Genomic DNA, 19,298 nt, shown 5'->3' with positions numbered 1-19,298 from the left:
ATATATATTTGAGTCATTATCTGTTAATTATATCCATAATATAACAACCTAAACTCCTGATAATTAAATCCATTTATCATTAAAAGTAATTTGACGATTGCTTTCTATCATAAATTGATTGAGCAGAAATAACGATTTTTCTATGAGCAATGGTATATACAGCGATAAAATAGAGGCTGTAGAGAGAAATTGCAGAGAAATATCAGATCAGGATAGTTGACCTAATTAATGAGCTCTTTCTACCTCATTAAACTATAAAAGTTTAAAGGAAATAACGATGGAATTATCAAGACGACAATTTTTCAAAGTGTCGGCGGGCACCGTTGGTGCTACAAGCCTCGCAGCATTAGGAATGATGCCGAGCATTTCGGAAGCCGCTGTTAGAGAATATAAGATCTTAAAGGCTAAAGAGACAAGAACGGTTTGTACCTACTGCTCTGTTGGTTGTGGGATGTTAGTCTACTCTATGGGGGGTAAGCCTAAAAACTCTAAAGCAGAAATTATCCATATTGAGGGAGATCCTGATCATCCTGTAAGCCGTGGTTCGCTCTGCCCTAAAGGTGCCGGCGTTATCGACTTTGTCCATAGTCCTAATCGAGTCAAATATCCAGAAGTGAGACGTCCTGGCTCTGATAAGTGGGAACCAATCTCTTGGGATCAAGCCATTGATGAGATTGCACGCTGGATGAAGGATGATCGTGATGCCAATTTCCAAACAAAAAATAGCGATGGCGTGACTGTCAATCGCTGGACCTCCACCGGATTTTTAGCAACTTCTGCAACGACTAATGAGAATGGATTTGTCACTGGTAAATTTATTCGTGCTTTAGGAATGATTGCGATCGATAACCAGGCACGTGTCTGCCATGGCTCAACAGTTGCAAGCTTAGCGGCAACCTTTGGCCGTGGAGCAATGACCAATCACTGGGTCGATATTCGTAATGCTGATGTGATCCTTGTAATGGGAGGAAATGCGGCCGAAGCACATCCTGTAGGATTCAAATGGGCGATTGAAGCTAAAAAGCGAGGCGCTAAATTATTAAGTGTCGATCCACGCTTCAATAGAACATCTGCGGTTGCAGATTTCTATGCTCCGATCCGTTCTGGCTCTGATATTGTCTTCTTAGGCGGCTTAATCCGTTGGTTGATCGATAATAACAAGATCAACTTAGAGTATGTAAAAGAGTATACGAATGCAAAATTCATTATGCATCCCGATTATGACTTTGAAGATGGTTATTTCTCAGGTTGGAATGAAGAGTTACAACGTTATGACCGAGAATCATGGACCTATGAGCTCGATGAGAATGGTTATGCAAAAGTTGATGAGACACTTCAACATCCTCGCTGTGTCTTCAATATGATGCGCGCCCACTACGATCGCTATACCCCTGAAATGGTCGAACGCGTTACCGGCACACCGATGAAAGATTTCCTCTATATCGCTGAAACTTTAGGTGAATGTGCCGCTAATGATAAAGCCTCCACGATCCTCTACGCATTAGGCTGGACACAACATACTGTTGGAACACAGATGATCCGTACAATGGCGATGGTTCAGCTTCTTTTAGGAAATATGGGCGTTCCTGGAGGTGGTGTTAACGCTTTACGTGGGCACTCAAATATCCAAGGATTGACAGACTTAGGTCTTCTCTCCACGCAACTCCCGGCATACCTCAATCTTCCAAGTGATTCTCAAAATACTTATGAGAAGTATATTCGTGAGACAACCCCCAAAGCTCTTCGCCCTGGGCAGATGAACTATTGGCAAAACACACCGAAGTTCTTCAATAGTATGATGAAGACTTTCTATGGTCCTTACGCGACCAAAGAGAATAATTTTGCCTTCGATTATCTCCCTAAATGGGACAAAATGTATGACATCATTAAAGCTTTTGAGATGATGGATCAAGGGGAGATGAATGGTTATATCTGCCAAGGATTTAACCCATTAGCGGCGATTCCTGACACCAATAAGAATCGTCAAGCATTAGCGAAATTAAAATATCTTGTTGTGATTGACCCACAAACAACAGAAACGGGTAGTTTCTGGGAAAATCATGGCGCACATAACAATATCGACCCCAAAGAGGTGATGACAACAGTATATCGTCTCCCGGCACACTGCTTCGTTGAAGGCTCAGGCTCCATTGTCAACTCTGCTCGCTGGTTACAGTGGCACTATCAAGCAGCTGATGGCCCTGGTGAATCAAAAGGGGATACAGAAATTCTCTCTCGCCTTCTCTTTAAATTGCGTGAGCTCTACAAAAAAGAGGGAGGAGCCTTCCCTGATCCTATCATGCATATCCAATGGGATTATGCTCAGCCACTTTATCCAAGCTCAGAAGAGATCACTAAAGAGCAAAATGGTTACGCACTAGAAGATCTTTATGATGATAATGGCAAATTAATTCGTAAGAAAGGAGAGCTTTTAGGTAGCTTCTCTGAGTTACGAGATGATGGTTCAACGGCGGCAGGTTGTTGGATCTATACGGGATCTTGGACGGAAGAAGGAAATCAGATGGCGCGCCGCGATAATAGCGATCCATCCGGTCTTGGTATTACATTAGGTTGGGCTTGGGCATGGCCGGCAAATCGCCGCATACTCTATAACAGAGCTTCTGCTGATCGCATGGGAAGACCTTGGGATCCTCATCGCCGTCTCTTTAAATGGAATGGTGAGCGCTGGATCGGTTGGGATGTTCCTGACTTTGATGCAACCGCAGCTCCAGGTAGCCCTATGGATCCATTTATTATGAATCCTGAAGGTGTTGGCCGACTCTCATCAAGCGATAAATTAGTTGATGGTCCTTTCCCAACCCACTTTGAAGCGATGGAGACACCGCTTGGCTACAATCCGCTCTATACACCGGTTAATAATCCGGCAGTTAGAATCTTTAAGCGAGATCGTGACATGCTTGGTACACACGACAAATTCCCTTATGTGGGAACAACTTATCGCTTAACAGAGCATTTCCAATTCTGGACTAAAAATGCACTTCTTGCCGCGATTACGCAACCAGAGCAATTTGTCGAAATTGGCGAAGCATTAGCAAAAGAGAAAGGGATCAAGTTAGGTGATCGTGTTAAGGTCTCTTCAAATCGTGGTTATGTTGAAGCTGTTGCAGTTGTCACTAAGCGAATCATGCCACTTAAAGTTGATGGCAAAACGGTACATCAAGTTGGAATTCCCGTTCACTGGGGATTTGAGAGCGTTGCGAAGAAAGGCTTCTTAACCAACTTCTTACCTGTTGCGGTCGGTGATGCAAATACACAGACACCGGAATATAAGACATTCCTTGTGAATGTTGAGCCACTCAATGCATAAAAGGATATAGATAAAAATGATTTTAGAATCTTTAGATATTAAACGTCGTTCTGCGACTTCAACTAAATCCCCAGATGTACGTCAAGGCATTGAAGTAGCAAAATTGATCGATGTTTCAGCTTGTATCGGCTGTAAAGCATGTCAGGTTGCCTGCTCTGAATGGAATGATCTGCGCGATGTCGTAGGAACATGTGATGGTACTTACAATAACCCTCCTGATTTAACCAATGAGTCTTGGACGGTAATGCGCTTTAATGAGACGACAGAAAATGGCAAATTGGAGTGGTTAATCCGTAAAGACGGCTGTATGCACTGTGAAGATCCAGGATGCTTAAAGGCATGCCCTTCTCCTGGAGCGATCGTTCAATACAATAATGGTGTTGTCGATTTTAATCAGGAGAACTGTATTGGATGTGGTTACTGTATTACAGGCTGTCCATTTAATATCCCACGTCTGAGCAAAAAAGATAACAAAGCCTATAAATGCTCTCTCTGCTCTGATCGTCTTGCTGTTGGTCAAGAGCCGGCATGTGTTAAGTCTTGCCCAACAGGCGCGATCCAATTTGGCTCAAAAGAGGATATGAAAGTATATGCCTCAGATCGAATCAAGGATCTCAATGCCCGCGGTTATGAAAATGCAGGACTCTATGACCCTGCAGGCGTTGGCGGAACGCATGTCATGTATGTTCTTCAACATGCTGATAAACCAGAGCTCTATAGCAACCTTCCGAAAGATCCAAAGATCAGCCCTGTTACAAGCCTCTGGAAAGGTATCTTAAAACCCCTTTCTACATTTGGTATTGCAGCGGCGGTCTTCACTGGCTTTTTACACTACGTTACTGTAGGACCTAGCCGTGCAGATGATCCTGATGAAGGAAAAGAAGTTATTGATCCTAAAAAATCAAAAGGTAAAGGAGAGTAGATCATGGCAAAAGAGAGACTTATACAGCGATATTCCGCATCGGAACGCATTAATCACTGGGTAGTAGCTTTCTGCTTCATTCTCCTTGCTTTTTCAGGACTAGCTTTCTTCTACCCTAGCTTCTTCTGGTTTAGCCAAATCTTTGGTACGCCGCAGATGGCTCGTATTGTCCATCCTTTCGTTGGCGTCATCATGTTTATTGGCTTCTTTATCCAGTTTTTCCGCTACGTAAAGCGAAACTTTATCAATCAAGAGGATGTGAAGTGGGCGCTCTCTGTTAAAGAGGTAATTACAGGTGAGCATCTTCCGAATGTTGGAAAATATAATGCCGGCCAGAAAGTGATGTTCTGGGTAATGACACTCTCAATGATTGTGTTAATCATTACTGGAATCATGATGTGGCAGCCCTATTTTGCAAATGCCTTTAGTATTCCGCTTCGTCGTGTCGCAATCTTACTTCATGCATGGTTTGCATTGATCTTAATTGCATCAATCATTGTCCATGTCTATGCGGCGATTTGGGTTAAAGGGACAATTCGTGCTATGACTGAAGGTGTAGTAACAGAGAAATGGGCAAAATCACACCATCCACTCTGGTATAAAGAGGTGATGGCAGGCGTTGAGCAGAAAGATGCTAAAACAACAGAAGTTGATGAAAAGTTATAAAATAAATTGATGCGCTTCTATCTTAGATAATAGAACAGCTAATAGAGTAGCTCACTTTAGATCGCTCTCGATCACACCTGTTCTATCTGCATCAAACTAAGGGGGCTCCTAAGATCTCTATAATTAATAGGATCAAGGGAGCTCTCCTATTTCAATGCCTATTTCAGCACCTTATTTCATCGATACTTTACACTATTAGACTTCACTAGTTGACTTCACTAGTTGATTTCAATATCCCACTACAATATCAACTTCAATATCAACTATCTAAATTTTAAGAGAACCCAAAAGAGAATAAATTATGACTAATATCCCTGTTGGTGGTATCAAAGAGATTATTCAGATCCTCCCCCCTAAAGGGAGTCACTATCCTTACCGAAAAAAAGTACTCAAAGAGGCCATCAAAAATCATCCCGATATGACGGCGCTCCCCTTCCTACTACATATTGTGATGGTGCAAGAGGATGCATTTCAGCAATTATCGAGCCTTAACTCTACAGAGAAAAAGAAGATTGCCCTTCAAGAGATCCCTCCTTTTATTACCATCACAAACGAAACGCTCACCCAATTCCAAGTCGCACTAAAAACGATCTGCCAAAAACTAAAATTGATATTCGCACAAGAGATCGATGGAACTGCTGATCATCCCTATCACAATATATTATCCATTATTGCAACGATTGAGGAGAAGAGCCAAGATCAAGTCGCTCTCAAGACCCTTCTTCAACAGCTCTTAACATTAGAACTCGATAAGATTGCAGCAGAAGAGCGTATCTTTCTCCTAGCAGCATTACAGGTAACCCTTCATCATGCCGCAGCGCAACTAGAGATTGATAAAAACTACCAACTCAGAGAGCGAGACCTCTGTCCTTGTTGTAAAATGCCGGCAATTAGTAGCGTTCTCGATAATAGTGAAGATGGGCTTCGCTATCTCTACTGCTCATTTTGTGAAACAAAATGGCATGTCGTCAGAGGTCAATGTACCGAGTGTATGAGCAACAAATCGCTCTATCAACAGCGTATCGAGGGTGAAAAAAGCCCGATCTATGCAGAAGTTTGTGATGAGTGCCAGACCTACCTCAAGGTTACAGATCGCACTAAAACGCTACTCGCAGATCCCTTTATCGAAGATCTCTTAACATTACCATTATCAATTCGTTTAACTGAAGAGAATTATCAAACCTTTGGAGTTAATCCTTACCTATTATAACGCCACTAAAAGGCATAAAATAAGAGGGGTTGACTCAAATCATAACGAGCTGGCCCCTCTTTTCTTTGATGGATAATAGATACTATTCACAAAAATGCTCAGTCTCAGTAGTAATTAATTACCCTTAAATATGTGCTATATGCCCTAAACCATAGGTAACAGCCATTGTTAACATCCCTACAATTACATTTCGAATAACCGCTTTTAATCGAGGTGCGCCCCCTAATGCTGCACTGACAAACCCTGTTAAAGCAAGAGCTAATGAGACGGCAACAAAGGTCCCTACAATCTTAAACTCTTGGGGCAAGAAAAGAATAAAGAGAAGTGGAATAATCGCACCGCAGGAGAAAGAGATAATAGAAGAGAATGCAGCATTCCAAGGATTAACATACTCTCCTAATGTGATATTGAGCTTCGCCTGAACACGCGCAGCTAAGGCATCCTCTTTCATCAGCTCCGTTGCTACTTGCGATGCTAAATCTGATGAAAGCCCTTTCTCTTCATAGTAGTGCGTTAAAGCGGCTTTTTCACCATCATAATCGTTATCTAATAACTTTTTCTCTTTCTCTACTTCCGCTTTCTCTACATCTTTTTGTGTACTTACAGAAGAGTATTCTCCCCCTGCCATCGACAAGGCACCGGCTAATAAACCCGCAAGCCCCGCAATTAAGATAGTCATTAAATTTGTTGTCGCACTTGCAACCCCAATAACCAATCCGGCTGTAGAGATAATGCCATCATTAGCCCCTAAAACACCTGCCCTTAGTACATTTAATCGGTTCTCTATATCTGTCGATCTCTTCTCTTTCTTTGCCATAAAGTAGCTCCTCTACTCTTTGTAATTACTCTTTTATAATTACTCTTTCGTAATATTTTCAATATTTTTCAATAGACTTCTATTCAATAGAGTTCTATTCAATATATCTCTATTTTAATCTTCTCAACCCTATCCAACTTATAACAACTATTTGATGGTGCTATCTATCACATTCCATAATTGATGATTTACGATTTGTCGTGATAATTAAGCTATCTATTTTTATCTCTCTCTTATTTTATCCCTATAACATTCATTATATAGATTAAATATATTATATCTCGCTTCTATTATCTCTCTTTCAAAATGAGAGATTAAAGAATAATCTCTACTAAATAACTTCTACCAAATAGCCTCTACTAAAAAAATAGCAGTAACTCTAAAAAGCTGTATCAATTACAATCTGTATAAAAAGTCACCTTAGCTATAAATGGGCTAACATACTTTCCGGAGATCTATTACACTAAAAAATAGTATTCAATCACGCTTAAAAAAGCGTCGTGTAAACAACTTATAACATTCAATATTCAACCTTAGGAGAAGAGATGAAAAGAGCAGAAATAACAATTGAAGGTAGTAATTTTCCAATTCAGAATATCTTCTGTATCGGAAGAAATTATGCAAAACATATTGCAGAGCTTAATAACGCAACACCAACAGAACCGCTGGTATTTTTAAAGCCCACTTCGGCACTTGCTGTGGAGGGTGATCTTATTACACTGCCCTCCTTCTCAGATGCCATTCACTATGAGGCAGAATTGGTCATCTACATTAAAGAAGATGCTAAAAATCTCTCTGAAGAGTCCGCTCTCTCAATTATTGGCGGATATGGTGTAGGACTCGATTTAACGGCTCGTGATCTCCAAGACCAAATCAAAGAGCGAGGCGAGCCCTGGACAAAATGTAAAGGCTTTCCGGGAGCTGCAATTGTTAGCACCTTTATTTCGGCTGATAAGATCAAAGATCCCACCGATATCACCTTCACTTTTAAACAAAATGGTGAGTTAAAACAGAATGGTCACTCTAAAATGATGCTCTATCCTATTACGGAGATTATTGCCTACCTTTCGACGATCTATGGTCTCTCAAAAGGAGATATTATCTACACCGGCACGCCTGAAGGAGTTGGTAAACTTGCTCCTGGAGATCAACTCTCATTAACTTTAGAAGATCAGATCACGGCAAACTTTAAAGTTAATGCCTCTTAACCTTTCTTAATCCTTTCCCTATCTTTCTCAATAGAAACGGGGGTCAGTAATACTTTCAGTGATACTTAGTTTATAGAGATCTTTCAGTGATCTCTATAAACCTAAACTATCAACTATCAACTATCAACTATCAACTATCAACTATCAACACTTTAATCCTAATACTCTAAAGTTCAAAAACGTCAATGATATTATGGCTATGATCCTATCTTATACAGCCCTAGACCTATACGTTCTCCATAAAACTTAAGATTAAGAGAGTAAAACCTAAGAAGTAGGGACTCTCATTTTAACAATAGAGGGCTTTAGAAGAAGAATCAGCAGTAGACTAGGAATAAAGAGAATCGCCGTGCTGATAAAGAATCCCTCCCACCCAAGTCCTTCCGCGAGGAAGCCCGATGCTCCACCAAATACGCGCAAACCAAAAGAAGCCAAAGCACTTAATAGTGCATATTGTGTAGCAGAAGCATTACGATCACACAATAGCCCTAAAAACATAATAAAGAGCGCACTTGAAAAGCCAGAGATAAAATTCTCACCACTGATGGCTACAATCAACATCCATAAGTTAGGTTTTGCAATAATTAGCAGATATCCCAAATTGGTAATCCCGATTAAAATCGCAGAAACAACTAGGCTTCGATAGAGCCCCAATTTATGAATAATGGTTGCAGCCAAAAATGCGCCTAATAATGTTGCAATTAAGCCATAGACCTTAGTCACCGCACCAATTTCAGCACCACTGTAGCCCATCTCATGATAGAAAGGAGTAACCATTATTCCAGAGACAGCATCGGGCAACTTATAACAGATAACCAAAAGTAGAAATAGAAGCGCTTTATCTCGCTTAAAAAATTGGACAAAACCCTCCATAAATCGCTTCAAAGGTGCCACTAATGGCGCATTGGGTTCTGTAACAACCTCCTCTCTTTTTGGCTCTTTTATCAAGAGCGTTAAGAGAAAAATCAAGAGAAAGAGCAATGCTACACCTTGAAATATGAGTGACCAGCTATAAAAATCGGAGAGCGCTAAAACTCCGGCCCCCATCAACAGCATCGCAATACGATACATAAAAAGATAACTGCTGGCACCATAAGCTTGCGTCTCCTCATCTAAAGAGTCGATACGATAAGCATCTACCACAATATCAAGGCTTGCCGATGCAGTCGCTAATAGAAAGATTAAGACGCCTAAAAGATAAGGATTCTCTGTGGGATCGATAAATGCTAAAAGTGCAAATATGCCGGCAATAATAAGCTGAAAAAGTAAGATCCATCCTTTACGATGCCCTAAACGCCCTAAAAGAGGAAGAGTAAAAAGATCAAGGAGTGGTGCCCATAAAAACTTAAGGAGATAAGGCAATCCTAAAAGTGACGCAAGACCAATTGCGCTCTTTTGCACCCCTAAAGTAGAGAGCCAATAGGTTAACGTTGAGAGTGTCATCAAGATTGGTAGTCCCGAAGCGAAGCCAAGCAGCGCTACCGAGAGATTCTGCCGGGAAAAATAGTAGCCGATTGTTGTTAAAAAACCCTCTCTCTTCACACGATCCTCGCTTCTCTTGAATTTAGACTCTTTTCGAAACCTCATTTGAGCTTCAATTTGAACTGTAACTTAAAAATAAATATAACTATAAATATAAATTTGAATGTGAATGTGATGTGAATCTGAATATAAATTTCTAAATATAAATTTGAGCTAATAACTCACAATTGAAATTTACATTGCACATTTACACATTTGCACTCTTTTAACTTAATTCTTAGACTTCTTAGACTTCTTAGCCAATTAAGATCCTACAAAATCTTAATCATCTCACAAATAATCTCATACAATAAAAAATGATCGATGACAAAGATCACCGATCACTTTTTCTAAAAGATCTTAAGCCGCTATCATCCACATATCTTCTCTATACATTGATGATCCCGTCTCTCTCTTATAACTGCAAGAAAAGACTCGCAATTCCTAAATAGATAAAGACACCTGCAATATCACAAATTGAGGTAATAAGCGGTGTACTTGCTGTTGCCGGATCAAGTTTAAATAATCTAAAGACAAAAGGAATAATTGCACCTAATAGTCCACCAAACATCACAACAATCACCATCGATAAAGCAATAATAATAGCTGTCTCTGTTCCGGCACCATAATCACTACCACGGTAATAGCCGATTACCGCAATTGCGGCCGCCATCGTGATTCCCAAGGCAAATGAAACCAGAGCCTCTTTAGCAAAGACCTTCCCCCAATCTCGCATGGTGACATCCCCGACAGCCATCGCTCGAATAACAAGAGTCGTTGACTGTGAACCGGTATTACCACCACTAGCAATTAAGAGTGGTAGGAAGAAAACAACATAGATATGTTGATTGAGTAACTCTTCATAACTTGCAATCCCGGCACCAGAGAGAAGATTGACAAATACAAGAATCACGAGCCAACCAATTCGCTTTTTATAGAGCCAGCCCATTGAGGATTCGAGTAATCCCTTTACCTCTTCATCCTCATCAACCGAGATCGATGCCATCTTATGGATATCTTCAGTCGCTTCTTGTTGTAAAACATCCATCATCTCATCAACATGGAGTACACCGATCATCCTGCCATTGGTATCGATCACAGGTAATGTAACAAGATCCGAGTCTTGGAAGATTTTAGCCGCTTTCTCTTGGTCTAGATCATAAGAGAGCTTAAGGGTTGTCGGCGCCATGATATCTTTTAAGACAGCATTCTCATCAGCACCTAAAAGTTCTCTTAATGAGAGAACTCCCACTAATACCCCTAAAGGATCAATCACATAACTGTAGTGAATATTGGCCTTACCATGAACGTTTTTCCTCAGATATTTAAAGGTCTCACTCACGGTATAGGTTTCAGGAACGCAGATAAAATCGAAATCCATTAACGATCCGACCGTCTCCTCTGCAAACTCATGCGTTTTTCTTGCATTTTGATGATGAACCATAAAGCATCCTCCTGTGACTACATGTGATCGATGATGATCTCTAATGAGATAGAGTGAAGTATATCGCTTATCTGAAGGTGCGCTCCTAGAAGAGATGATCTCTCCTTGTTTTCACTATATTCGAGACAATCTTCACTCAATTATCTCTTTTAACCCATCCATATTTTCGAATATTCTCTGGGCAATAGCTTCCGACTCTACAGCAACCTCACCTAACGAGGAATCATTATCTAACTAAACTACTTTAATCTAATCGACTTGAATAATCTTTGAATAATCGATCTGAACCAACTTGAACCTACTTGATCTGATTTGAATTAATTTGAATTGATTTAAGAATTACCCCAACAGTGAATTTTAACAACTACTATTGACCCTCTATTCCTAACCAAAATTGAAGTAAAAAATCGAAGTAAAAATTAAAATAGAAAGTTAAAGTAGAAAACTTCATGAAAGAGTATTAATCAAATCAAATGAAAAAAGTAGACCCATTACTACCTCAAAACCCTCACCCCATTGACCGTATATGTCTACTGCATCTATCTATATACACTACAGCAAAATCAGAGCTTTTGAGATATTAATAAGTCTACCTTCTAGGTATTTTGAGGCAAGAATTATACCCTAAAAATGGATTTAGAGCAATGAAATGGAGAAAAGCAAGCGATCTATCTCATCATCTCTCTTCCCACTATCGTTGCGATAACCTCCCTCTTTTCATCACCTATTTTCGCCACCTACTTTAAGAAAGATATAGTGAGATAATGAATCTATCTACCACAACCAATCCGATAATGTGCTCATCACATCTCAATAATCTCTTGATCGCGCTAGATAGCAACTAGATAGCAACTTAATAACGACTTCGTAAAAGAATCTAAGAAGCAGTCAATTAGAAAAACAGATACAATATCCCTCTATTTTGAGCTATTATTTTAAGCGTCTTTCAAAAGGAATAATCGCAGTCATGAAAATTTTGATTCTTGGTGCCGGACAAGTAGGTTCTACTGTTGCCCATGTTTTGTCAAAAGAAGCACAAAACGATATCACCATTATCGATAATCAATATGCCCCTCTAGCGGCCCTTAAAGAGCGATATGATATTCGTACCATCCGTGGAAATGCGGCTTCTCCCATCTTACTGAAAGAGGCTGGCGCTGAAAATATGGATGTGATTATTGCCGTTACCTCAAGCGATGAGGTCAATATTGTTGCCTGCCAAATTGCACATACCGTTTTTGGCATTAAGTTAAAAGTCGCTAGAGTTCGCTCACGCGATTATGTTCGTCACGGTGATCTTTTTGGAAACAAACTCGATTCGACCTTTCACATCGATGTTGTGATCAGCCCTGAGATCTTAATCACTAACTATATTAAAAATATTATTGAATTGCCGGGTGCGCTCGATGTCCTACGCTTCTCAAAAGGTGAGGCACTTATTGTCTCTATTGGAGTAGAAAAGAACTCCCAGCTCTATGGTCGTCGTTTTGCCAAAATCAAACGTCGAACCCGGCATCTCAACATCAACTATGTTGCGATCTACCGGGAAGGAAGTGAGTTTATTCCCCATGATGAGACCATCTTAGAAGAGGATGATGAGATCTATTTTCTCTGTGCCCGTTCAGATGCAAGAGAGGTCATTGAACTCTTTCAATCTAAACAGAGAATTGCCAAAAAAGTCACCATTGCCGGTGGTGGTAATATCGGCGCGGCATTAGCGGAAGCGCTTGAATCTTATACCCATGTAAAACTGATCGAAGAGAATGCAGAACGTGCTAACGCCCTTGCTTCTAAGCTGAGTCGTAGCCTCATTCTTCATGGGGATTGTACCGATGAGACACTGCTATTTGAAGAAAATATCGATAAAACGGATCTCTTCTGCGCGCTCACAAATGATGATCAAACCAATATTATGGCCGCTATGTTAGCTAAGCGTCTAGGTGCGAAGTTTTCAATGGCGCTGATCAATCGCTCTTCTTATCTTGAGATGATTGAAGAGGAGTCAAATATTGATCTCGCCTTCTCACCACAACAGGTAACTTTAAGTACCTTGTTAACCTATATTAGAAAAGGAGATATTGTTCAGGTATACTCTCTTAGATCAGGCGAATCAGAAGCAATGGAGATTATTGCCCACGGTAATGCTGAAACCTCAAAAATCGTCGGTAAATCTTTGGAAGGGATACGTTGGCCCGAAAATGTCGTTGTCGCGGGACTTATCCGAAGAGGGAAAGTGATGAAAATTGAGCCCTCCATCTCTATTGAGCAGAATGATCATCTCATCTTATTTATCACAGACAAAGAGAGTATTCCAGAAGTGGAAGATCTCTTTGAATTAAGAAAATAGTCAAAAACCCCAAAAGTCGACAGGAGACTATAATGGAAAAAATCAATAAAGTGGTTCTCGCATATTCAGGCGGATTGGACACTTCTGTAATCCTCAAATGGTTACAAGATGAATATAATTGCGAAGTCGTAACATTTACGGCAGATATTGGTCAAGGCGAAGAAGTTGAGCCGGCACGCGATAAAGCGAAGGCGCTTGGCGTTAAAGAGATCTATATCGATGACCTCCGCGAAGAATTTGCTCGCGACTTTATTTTTCCAATGTTCCGCGCAAATGCGATCTATGAAGGGGAGTATCTTTTAGGAACCTCTATCGCGCGCCCATTAATTGCAAAACGCCTCGTTGAAATTGCTAATGAAACAAATGCAGATGCAATTTCTCACGGAGCAACCGGTAAAGGTAATGACCAAGTTCGCTTTGAGTTAGGTGCATACGCGCTTAAACCAGGCGTGAAAGTAATCGCTCCATGGCGTGAGTGGGATCTTATGTCTCGCGAGAAGCTTCTCGACTACGCTGAGAAAAACAATATTGAGATCGATCGTGGTGGTAAAAAATCCCCTTACTCAATGGATGCTAACTTACTCCATATCTCTTACGAAGGTTTGATGTTAGAAGATCCATGGACAGAGCCAGAAGCAGATATGTGGCGCTGGACAGTCTCTCCTGAAGAAGCACCTGATAAGCCTACCTATGTAGAGTTAACCTATCGCCATGGTGATATTGTTGCTATTGATGGTGTTGAAACTTCTCCTGCAACCGTTATGGAGAAGCTTAACAAACTTGCTGGTGAAAATGGAATTGGTCGTGTTGATATCGTAGAAAACCGCTATGTCGGTATGAAAGCTCGCGGTTGCTATGAGACACCTGCCGGTACTGTTATGTTAAAAGCACATCGTGCAATTGAGTCAATTACACTTGACCGTGAAGTTGCTCATCTTAAAGATGAGTTGATGCCACGTTATGCAAGCCTAATCTATAATGGTTACTGGTGGAGTCCTGAGCGTGAACTTTTACAAACAATGATCGATGAATCACAAAAGTTTGTAAATGGTGTCGTGCGCGTCAAACTCTATAAAGGGAATGTTATCATCGTGGGTCGTAAATCTGATGATTCACTCTTTGATGAGAATATTGCAACATTTGAAGATGATGGTGGCGCGTATGATCAGAAAGATGCAGGTGGTTTTATCAAACTCAATGCTCTTCGTCTTCGTATCGCAGCGAGCAAAAATCGCCGTTAATCAGCCCCCTCATCAATTGTCACCTGCTTCGCAGGAATTACATTTGATGATTTAAAATTGTCATCAATAAATCCTATAGTGTTTAATTGCGCTATAGGATTTTTTATTATTACTATTATCGTTATTGTTGCTATTGATCAAATGATAAAACAACAAAGCCCGACAGCGGTTAAATCTTACTATCACATCTGTTTCAAAACCCTGCGCCGGCAAATGCTGATCCTCGTCGGTAGATAATGTCCATTTAAAGATATGATCCCGGCATTGTAGACGCCTCAGATGGGCATAGATCTACAGCCCTACAGATATCTACTATAAGAGTAAGATGATCGGGTTCCTTTGGCTCCAAAAATCTTCTTAGCTTTGAGGGCTTAGCTTTGAAGTATAAAAAAACCACTACCGAAGTAGTGGCAAAGTTTTATAAAGGAAATATTTTTTAGATTGATGTTATATCCATCAATTACTGAGCAATTACTGCTCAACTACTGATCAATTGCTTCGGCAATATCATCAATCATCTGGTTGGTTGATTTAAAACCACCGCCTGAGAGATACCAAACATTAGGATCAAGATAGACGATCTTGCCATTTTTATAAGCATTAGTATTTTTCACTAGATCATTTTCAACAACCTCTTTAGCTCCGGTATTGCCGTTACCAGCAATAACAGCACTTCGATCGACAATAAAGAGATAGTCAGGATTAAGATCCATCACATACTCAAATGATGCCGTTTGACCATGGCGTGATTGCTTGATTGTACTATCTGCCGGCTTAATGCCTAAAACATCATGGATAATACCGAAACGTGAGCCTGGGCCATAGGCACTAATTTTGCCATCGTTGACAAGAAGAATTAAACCTGTCTCATCCATCTGGTCGGTCTTCTCACGAACCTTGGTAATCTTCTCATTAAGAAGAGCTATCTCTTTCTCCACATCCGCTTCACGACCATAGATTTCACCTAAGACACGAATATTACGCTCTGTAGACCCCATAATATCGTTATCATCTACAGAAAGATTGATTGTCGGTGCAATTTCAGAGAATTGCTCATATAGAGGTGCTTGTCGTACCGCAATAATAATAAGATCAGGCTTTGCTGCATGAATCGCTTCAAAATTTGGCTCTTTTAGAGTGCCAAAGTTTTGATATTTGTCGGCACTATAATCATTAAGATAAGCTGGGAGATTTGCTTTAGGAAGTCCAATAATGTCGATATCTAAAGATTCTAATGTATCTAACGCCCCAAAATCGAAAGCAACCACTTTTTCAGGAGCAAAAGGAACAACTGTTTCTCCTGAATCATGTTTAACAGTAATACGCTTAGTTTCGGCTACAGCACTGCTGCTCTGCTCTTTTGCAGGACTTTCAGCTGTTTTTGTCGGTGTAGCGGCCTTCTCCTCACCACATGCAGCCAAGACTAAAGCTAATGCCGATACAAGAACCACTTTCTTAAATGCTTTGGACTTCATTTTTACTCCTTAAGCTTTTACACTTTTGATTATTTTAGTTAATTAAACAGTTAATTAAAAAAATTAAATGGACCTATTGAATGAACCTATTGAATAGACTTATGAAATAGACCTGATTGCATCAAGGGACGACATAACCACTAACTTCAACAGCGATCGATAATACATAACAGCTATCATCTAATAAAGATTCCTTAATAGGAGCCATTCAACTATATAATTGAGAATCATTCACATCATGATACTTTAAAAAAAGAGAAATTGCTCTCTAAAATTACTCTCTTTATTCCATCTACCTCACAGGCTTATTACGCATTATTATGCTTATTACATTAACCTATGAGAAATAAACACAAATCCGCTGATCATTAATGGTCTGAATAGGGATCTCCATGTCATAGATCTCACGAAGAATATTGGTATCGATAATCTTCTCTGTCGCACCTTCATGCACCAAAGCTCCCCCTTTAAGAGAGATAATGTAATCTGAATAGCACGAAGCAAAATTAATATCATGAATGACAATAACGATTGTCTTATTCTTTTCAGCCACTAATTTACGCAAAACCTGCATAATCTCTACCGAATGTTTCATATCCAGATTATTGAGCGGTTCATCTAAAAAGATAATATCAGTATTTTGTGCAACAACCATCGCGATAAAGGCACATTGACGCTGCCCACCACTTAGTTCAGAGACATACTTATTCTCAAGATCTGTCAATCCCATATAGGCAATTGCTTCATCAATCAATGCGTCATCTTCCGCCGTCAAACGACCTTTACTATGAGGAAAACGCCCAAAAGCAACCAACTCACGAACTGTAATTCGAAGATTGAGATGATTGGCCTGCTTAAGAATCGAAATCTTTTTCGCCAACTCATCACTCTTCCAATCACGAATCAGACGATCATCGATCTTAATAGAACCAGCATCAGGATCAATCAAACGACTCATCATCCCTAAGAGGGTACTCTTACCTGCCCCATTAGGCCCAATTAAGGATGTGACCTTATTTTTAGGGATCGTAATGGAAACATTATCAACAACTTTTCGTTGCCCAAATAATTTTGAAACTCCTTCGACTACAACCATTTATTTGCTCCCCCTTAAAAGTAGATAGATAAAATAGAGTCCACCAATAAAGTTAATAATAACACTCAAGGTCGTTGAGAATGAGAAGACTCGCTCCACCAACATCTGCCCAAATGCTAAGGCAATAATACTCACTAATATCGTCCCCATCAGTAAAACAGAGTGACGATAAGTTTTAAAGATCTCATAGCCAAGATTTGCCACCAATAAGCCTAAAAAAGTGATCGGCCCTATTAAGGCTGTTGATACTGCTGTCAAAACAGAGACCACAATCAGCGTCAACATCACAACCTTACGGTAAGAGATCCCTAAATTAACCGATTGATCGCGCCCTAACGAGAGGACATCAAGATATTTAATCATCGGCAAATAGAGAATCATCGTGACCCCAATAATTCCTAATGCCCACCAGATTAACTTCACCTGTACATTATTAAAGCTGGCAAACATCTTATCTTGTACTAAGAAAAACTCATTAGGGTCGATCAAAACCTGCATAAAGGTGGATAGACTCTGAAAGAGTGCTCCTAAAACGATCCCTATTAAGAGTAGAAAGAAGACTGAACGTCCATCTTTCCCAAGTAACATCTTAAATAAGAGCATAGAGAAAGTCACTAATACTAATACTGAGAGGAGAAAGAGCCACTCATTACTAATCATTGCAAAGTTTTTACCGCCCAAGAAATAGACCAACAGGGTCTGCACTAAAAGATAGAGCGAATCTAACCCTATAATACTTGGAGTTAAGATCCTATTATGGGTCACGGTCTGGAAGATAACTGTCGAAAATGCAATAGCACTCCCGGCAATAACCATCGCTAAAAGTTTATAGCTACGTCTTGGAAGTACATAATCCCAATTAACGCCTAATTGATAAAAGAGGAAGAGCGCCGAACTCGCTACAGCTAAAATCAGTAGTAACACCAACTTCATTCTTGTATTAATGACTCTTATATTCATGCCTGCCCTACCTTTTTAAAGAGCAACCAGATAAAGAGTAGACTTCCCAAAATACCAATAGTTACACTGATCGGTATCTCATAAGGGTAGATAATGATGCGCCCTAAAATGTCACATGCAAGAACAATAATCGCCCCTAAAAGTGCCGTATAAGGAAGTGTTGTACGGATATTATCCCCTTTATAGAGAGAGATAATATTGGGGACAATCAATCCTAAAAAAGGAATCATCCCAACTGTCAAAATAACAGATGCGGTCGTCATCGCTACAATCGCAAGACCGATATTGACCACCTGCTGATACTTTAGACCTAAATTTTTAGAAAAATCCTCACCTAAACCGGCAATTGAGAATTGATGGGCATAGAGATAAGCGATAATCATCAATGGAATGGAGATGTAGATCAATTCATAACGGCCTGACATCACCATAGAGAAATCACCGATCAACCACGATGCTAAATTTTGAATCAGATCATGCTTATATGCAATAAAGGTTGAAATTGAACCGATAATACCACCGAACATCAATCCTACTAAGGGGACAAAGACCACATCTTTATAACGAATTCGATTAAGAATCTTCATAAAGAGAAATGTTCCTAAAAGAGCAAAGAGAAAGGCCAACCCCATCTTTACAAGGGGAGAGGCTCCGGCAAAGAGCAAAATCGCTACCAAAATCCCTAAACGTGCAGACTCCATTGTGCCGGCAGTTGTCGGAGAGACAAAAGCATTCTGGCTCAATTTTTGCATAATAAGACCGCTGATTGAGAGGCTTGCCCCGGCAATCAAAATGGTAATAAGCCTCGGAATACGACTAATCAATATTGTCTGCTTCTGAGCATCTGTTAAATTAAATAGGTCATTCACCGATATATTTATCACCCCTACAAAGAGGGAGATCGCTGATAATACAATGAGAATGAGAACCCAATACTGTATTCTCATATATAAAACAATTTGTCCTTTTACAAATGAATTCTTTCAAACGAACTCTTACAAATGAAATATGCACTCGAATGATAATGATTGCTATTTTACAGTATATTTATACTTTTCATAGC

At 40.0% G+C, this 19,298-nt stretch carries 14 protein-coding genes; 7 read left to right on the top strand and 7 right to left on the bottom strand.

Annotation, left to right across the window (positions count from 1 at the left end):
* Positions 1-277 precede the first annotated feature (277 nt).
* The 4 genes from fdnG (at position 278) to DC082_RS00705 (ending at position 6,126) form a co-directional block, all read left to right on the top strand.
* Positions 278-3,328, top strand: coding sequence for a formate dehydrogenase-N subunit alpha (gene fdnG / locus DC082_RS00720; RefSeq protein WP_094568216.1), 3,051 nt, complete (start codon positions 278-280; stop codon positions 3,326-3,328).
* Positions 3,329-3,344: 16 nt separating this feature from the next.
* On the top strand, positions 3,345-4,250 hold the full coding sequence (gene fdxH, locus DC082_RS00715) for a formate dehydrogenase subunit beta (RefSeq protein WP_094568217.1): 906 nt from the start codon (positions 3,345-3,347) through the stop codon (positions 4,248-4,250).
* Between the two features lie 3 nt (positions 4,251-4,253).
* Entirely contained in the window at positions 4,254-4,916 is a 663-nt protein-coding gene (locus DC082_RS00710) for a formate dehydrogenase subunit gamma (RefSeq protein WP_109235314.1), read from the top strand.
* A 301-nt stretch (positions 4,917-5,217) separates the two neighbouring features.
* Entirely contained in the window at positions 5,218-6,126 is a 909-nt protein-coding gene (locus DC082_RS00705) for a formate dehydrogenase accessory protein FdhE (RefSeq protein WP_109235313.1), read from the top strand.
* Between the two features lie 124 nt (positions 6,127-6,250).
* On the opposite strand, the gene DC082_RS00700 is transcribed toward DC082_RS00705, so the two are convergent.
* Positions 6,251-6,943, bottom strand: coding sequence for a VIT1/CCC1 transporter family protein (locus DC082_RS00700; RefSeq protein ID WP_109235312.1), 693 nt, complete (start codon positions 6,941-6,943; stop codon positions 6,251-6,253).
* A gap of 545 nt (positions 6,944-7,488) precedes the next feature.
* On the opposite strand from DC082_RS00700, the gene DC082_RS00695 reads away from it, so the two are divergent.
* Complete coding sequence (locus DC082_RS00695; RefSeq protein ID WP_109235311.1) at positions 7,489-8,151, top strand: fumarylacetoacetate hydrolase family protein; 663 nt, start codon at positions 7,489-7,491, stop codon at positions 8,149-8,151.
* A gap of 267 nt (positions 8,152-8,418) precedes the next feature.
* Here the strand turns inward: DC082_RS00695 and DC082_RS00690 are convergent, their stop codons facing one another.
* Complete coding sequence (locus DC082_RS00690; RefSeq protein ID WP_229821508.1) at positions 8,419-9,693, bottom strand: AmpG family muropeptide MFS transporter; 1,275 nt, start codon at positions 9,691-9,693, stop codon at positions 8,419-8,421.
* Positions 9,694-10,087: 394 nt separating this feature from the next.
* Positions 10,088-11,116 carry a magnesium transporter gene (mgtE, locus tag DC082_RS00685; protein WP_109235309.1) on the bottom strand — a complete coding sequence of 343 codons (1,029 nt, stop codon included), beginning with the start codon at positions 11,114-11,116 and terminating at the stop codon, positions 10,088-10,090.
* A 967-nt stretch (positions 11,117-12,083) separates the two neighbouring features.
* Between mgtE and trkA the strand changes: the two genes are divergently transcribed.
* Both trkA and DC082_RS00675 read left to right on the top strand, forming a co-directional pair.
* Positions 12,084-13,463 carry a Trk system potassium transporter TrkA gene (gene trkA / locus DC082_RS00680; protein WP_109235308.1) on the top strand — a complete coding sequence of 460 codons (1,380 nt, stop codon included), beginning with the start codon at positions 12,084-12,086 and terminating at the stop codon, positions 13,461-13,463.
* A 32-nt stretch (positions 13,464-13,495) separates the two neighbouring features.
* Positions 13,496-14,704 (top strand): argininosuccinate synthase, encoded by a 1,209-nt coding sequence (locus DC082_RS00675; protein ID WP_094568224.1) that lies wholly within the window; start codon positions 13,496-13,498, stop codon positions 14,702-14,704.
* Positions 14,705-15,186: 482 nt separating this feature from the next.
* Here DC082_RS00675 and DC082_RS00670 read toward each other — a convergent pair whose 3' ends face one another.
* The 4 genes from DC082_RS00670 to DC082_RS00655 form a co-directional block, all read right to left on the bottom strand.
* On the bottom strand, positions 15,187-16,179 hold the full coding sequence (locus DC082_RS00670; protein ID WP_109235307.1) for a siderophore ABC transporter substrate-binding protein: 993 nt from the start codon (positions 16,177-16,179) through the stop codon (positions 15,187-15,189).
* A 337-nt stretch (positions 16,180-16,516) separates the two neighbouring features.
* Positions 16,517-17,275 carry an iron ABC transporter ATP-binding protein gene (locus tag DC082_RS00665; RefSeq protein WP_109235306.1) on the bottom strand — a complete coding sequence of 253 codons (759 nt, stop codon included), beginning with the start codon at positions 17,273-17,275 and terminating at the stop codon, positions 16,517-16,519.
* Positions 17,276-18,235, bottom strand: coding sequence for an iron chelate uptake ABC transporter family permease subunit (locus tag DC082_RS00660; RefSeq protein ID WP_275665670.1), 960 nt, complete (start codon positions 18,233-18,235; stop codon positions 17,276-17,278).
* On the bottom strand, positions 18,232-19,182 hold the full coding sequence (locus DC082_RS00655; RefSeq protein ID WP_094568227.1) for an ABC transporter permease: 951 nt from the start codon (positions 19,180-19,182) through the stop codon (positions 18,232-18,234). The genes DC082_RS00660 and DC082_RS00655 overlap by 4 nt, the downstream gene beginning before the upstream one ends.
* Positions 19,183-19,298 lie beyond the last annotated feature (116 nt).

The organism is Ignatzschineria indica, assembly GCF_003121925.1.
GTDB classification, from domain to species: domain Bacteria; phylum Pseudomonadota; class Gammaproteobacteria; order Cardiobacteriales; family Wohlfahrtiimonadaceae; genus Ignatzschineria; species Ignatzschineria indica.
This window is presented reverse-complemented; position numbering and strand designations above follow the sequence as displayed.

Coding starts and splice junctions, on each gene's coding strand:
- fdnG (WP_094568216.1), top strand. CDS start 278: ATGGAATTATCAAGACGACAATTTTTCAAAGTGTCGGCGGGCACCGTT.
- fdxH (WP_094568217.1), top strand. CDS start 3,345: ATGATTTTAGAATCTTTAGATATTAAACGTCGTTCTGCGACTTCAACT.
- DC082_RS00710 (WP_109235314.1), top strand. CDS start 4,254: ATGGCAAAAGAGAGACTTATACAGCGATATTCCGCATCGGAACGCATT.
- DC082_RS00705 (WP_109235313.1), top strand. CDS start 5,218: ATGACTAATATCCCTGTTGGTGGTATCAAAGAGATTATTCAGATCCTC.
- DC082_RS00700 (WP_109235312.1), bottom strand. CDS start 6,943: ATGGCAAAGAAAGAGAAGAGATCGACAGATATAGAGAACCGATTAAAT.
- DC082_RS00695 (WP_109235311.1), top strand. CDS start 7,489: ATGAAAAGAGCAGAAATAACAATTGAAGGTAGTAATTTTCCAATTCAG.
- mgtE (WP_109235309.1), bottom strand. CDS start 11,116: ATGGTTCATCATCAAAATGCAAGAAAAACGCATGAGTTTGCAGAGGAG.
- trkA (WP_109235308.1), top strand. CDS start 12,084: ATGAAAATTTTGATTCTTGGTGCCGGACAAGTAGGTTCTACTGTTGCC.
- DC082_RS00675 (WP_094568224.1), top strand. CDS start 13,496: ATGGAAAAAATCAATAAAGTGGTTCTCGCATATTCAGGCGGATTGGAC.
- DC082_RS00670 (WP_109235307.1), bottom strand. CDS start 16,179: ATGAAGTCCAAAGCATTTAAGAAAGTGGTTCTTGTATCGGCATTAGCT.
- DC082_RS00665 (WP_109235306.1), bottom strand. CDS start 17,275: ATGGTTGTAGTCGAAGGAGTTTCAAAATTATTTGGGCAACGAAAAGTT.
- DC082_RS00660 (WP_275665670.1), bottom strand. CDS start 18,235: ATGAATATAAGAGTCATTAATACAAGAATGAAGTTGGTGTTACTACTG.
- DC082_RS00655 (WP_094568227.1), bottom strand. CDS start 19,182: ATGAGAATACAGTATTGGGTTCTCATTCTCATTGTATTATCAGCGATC.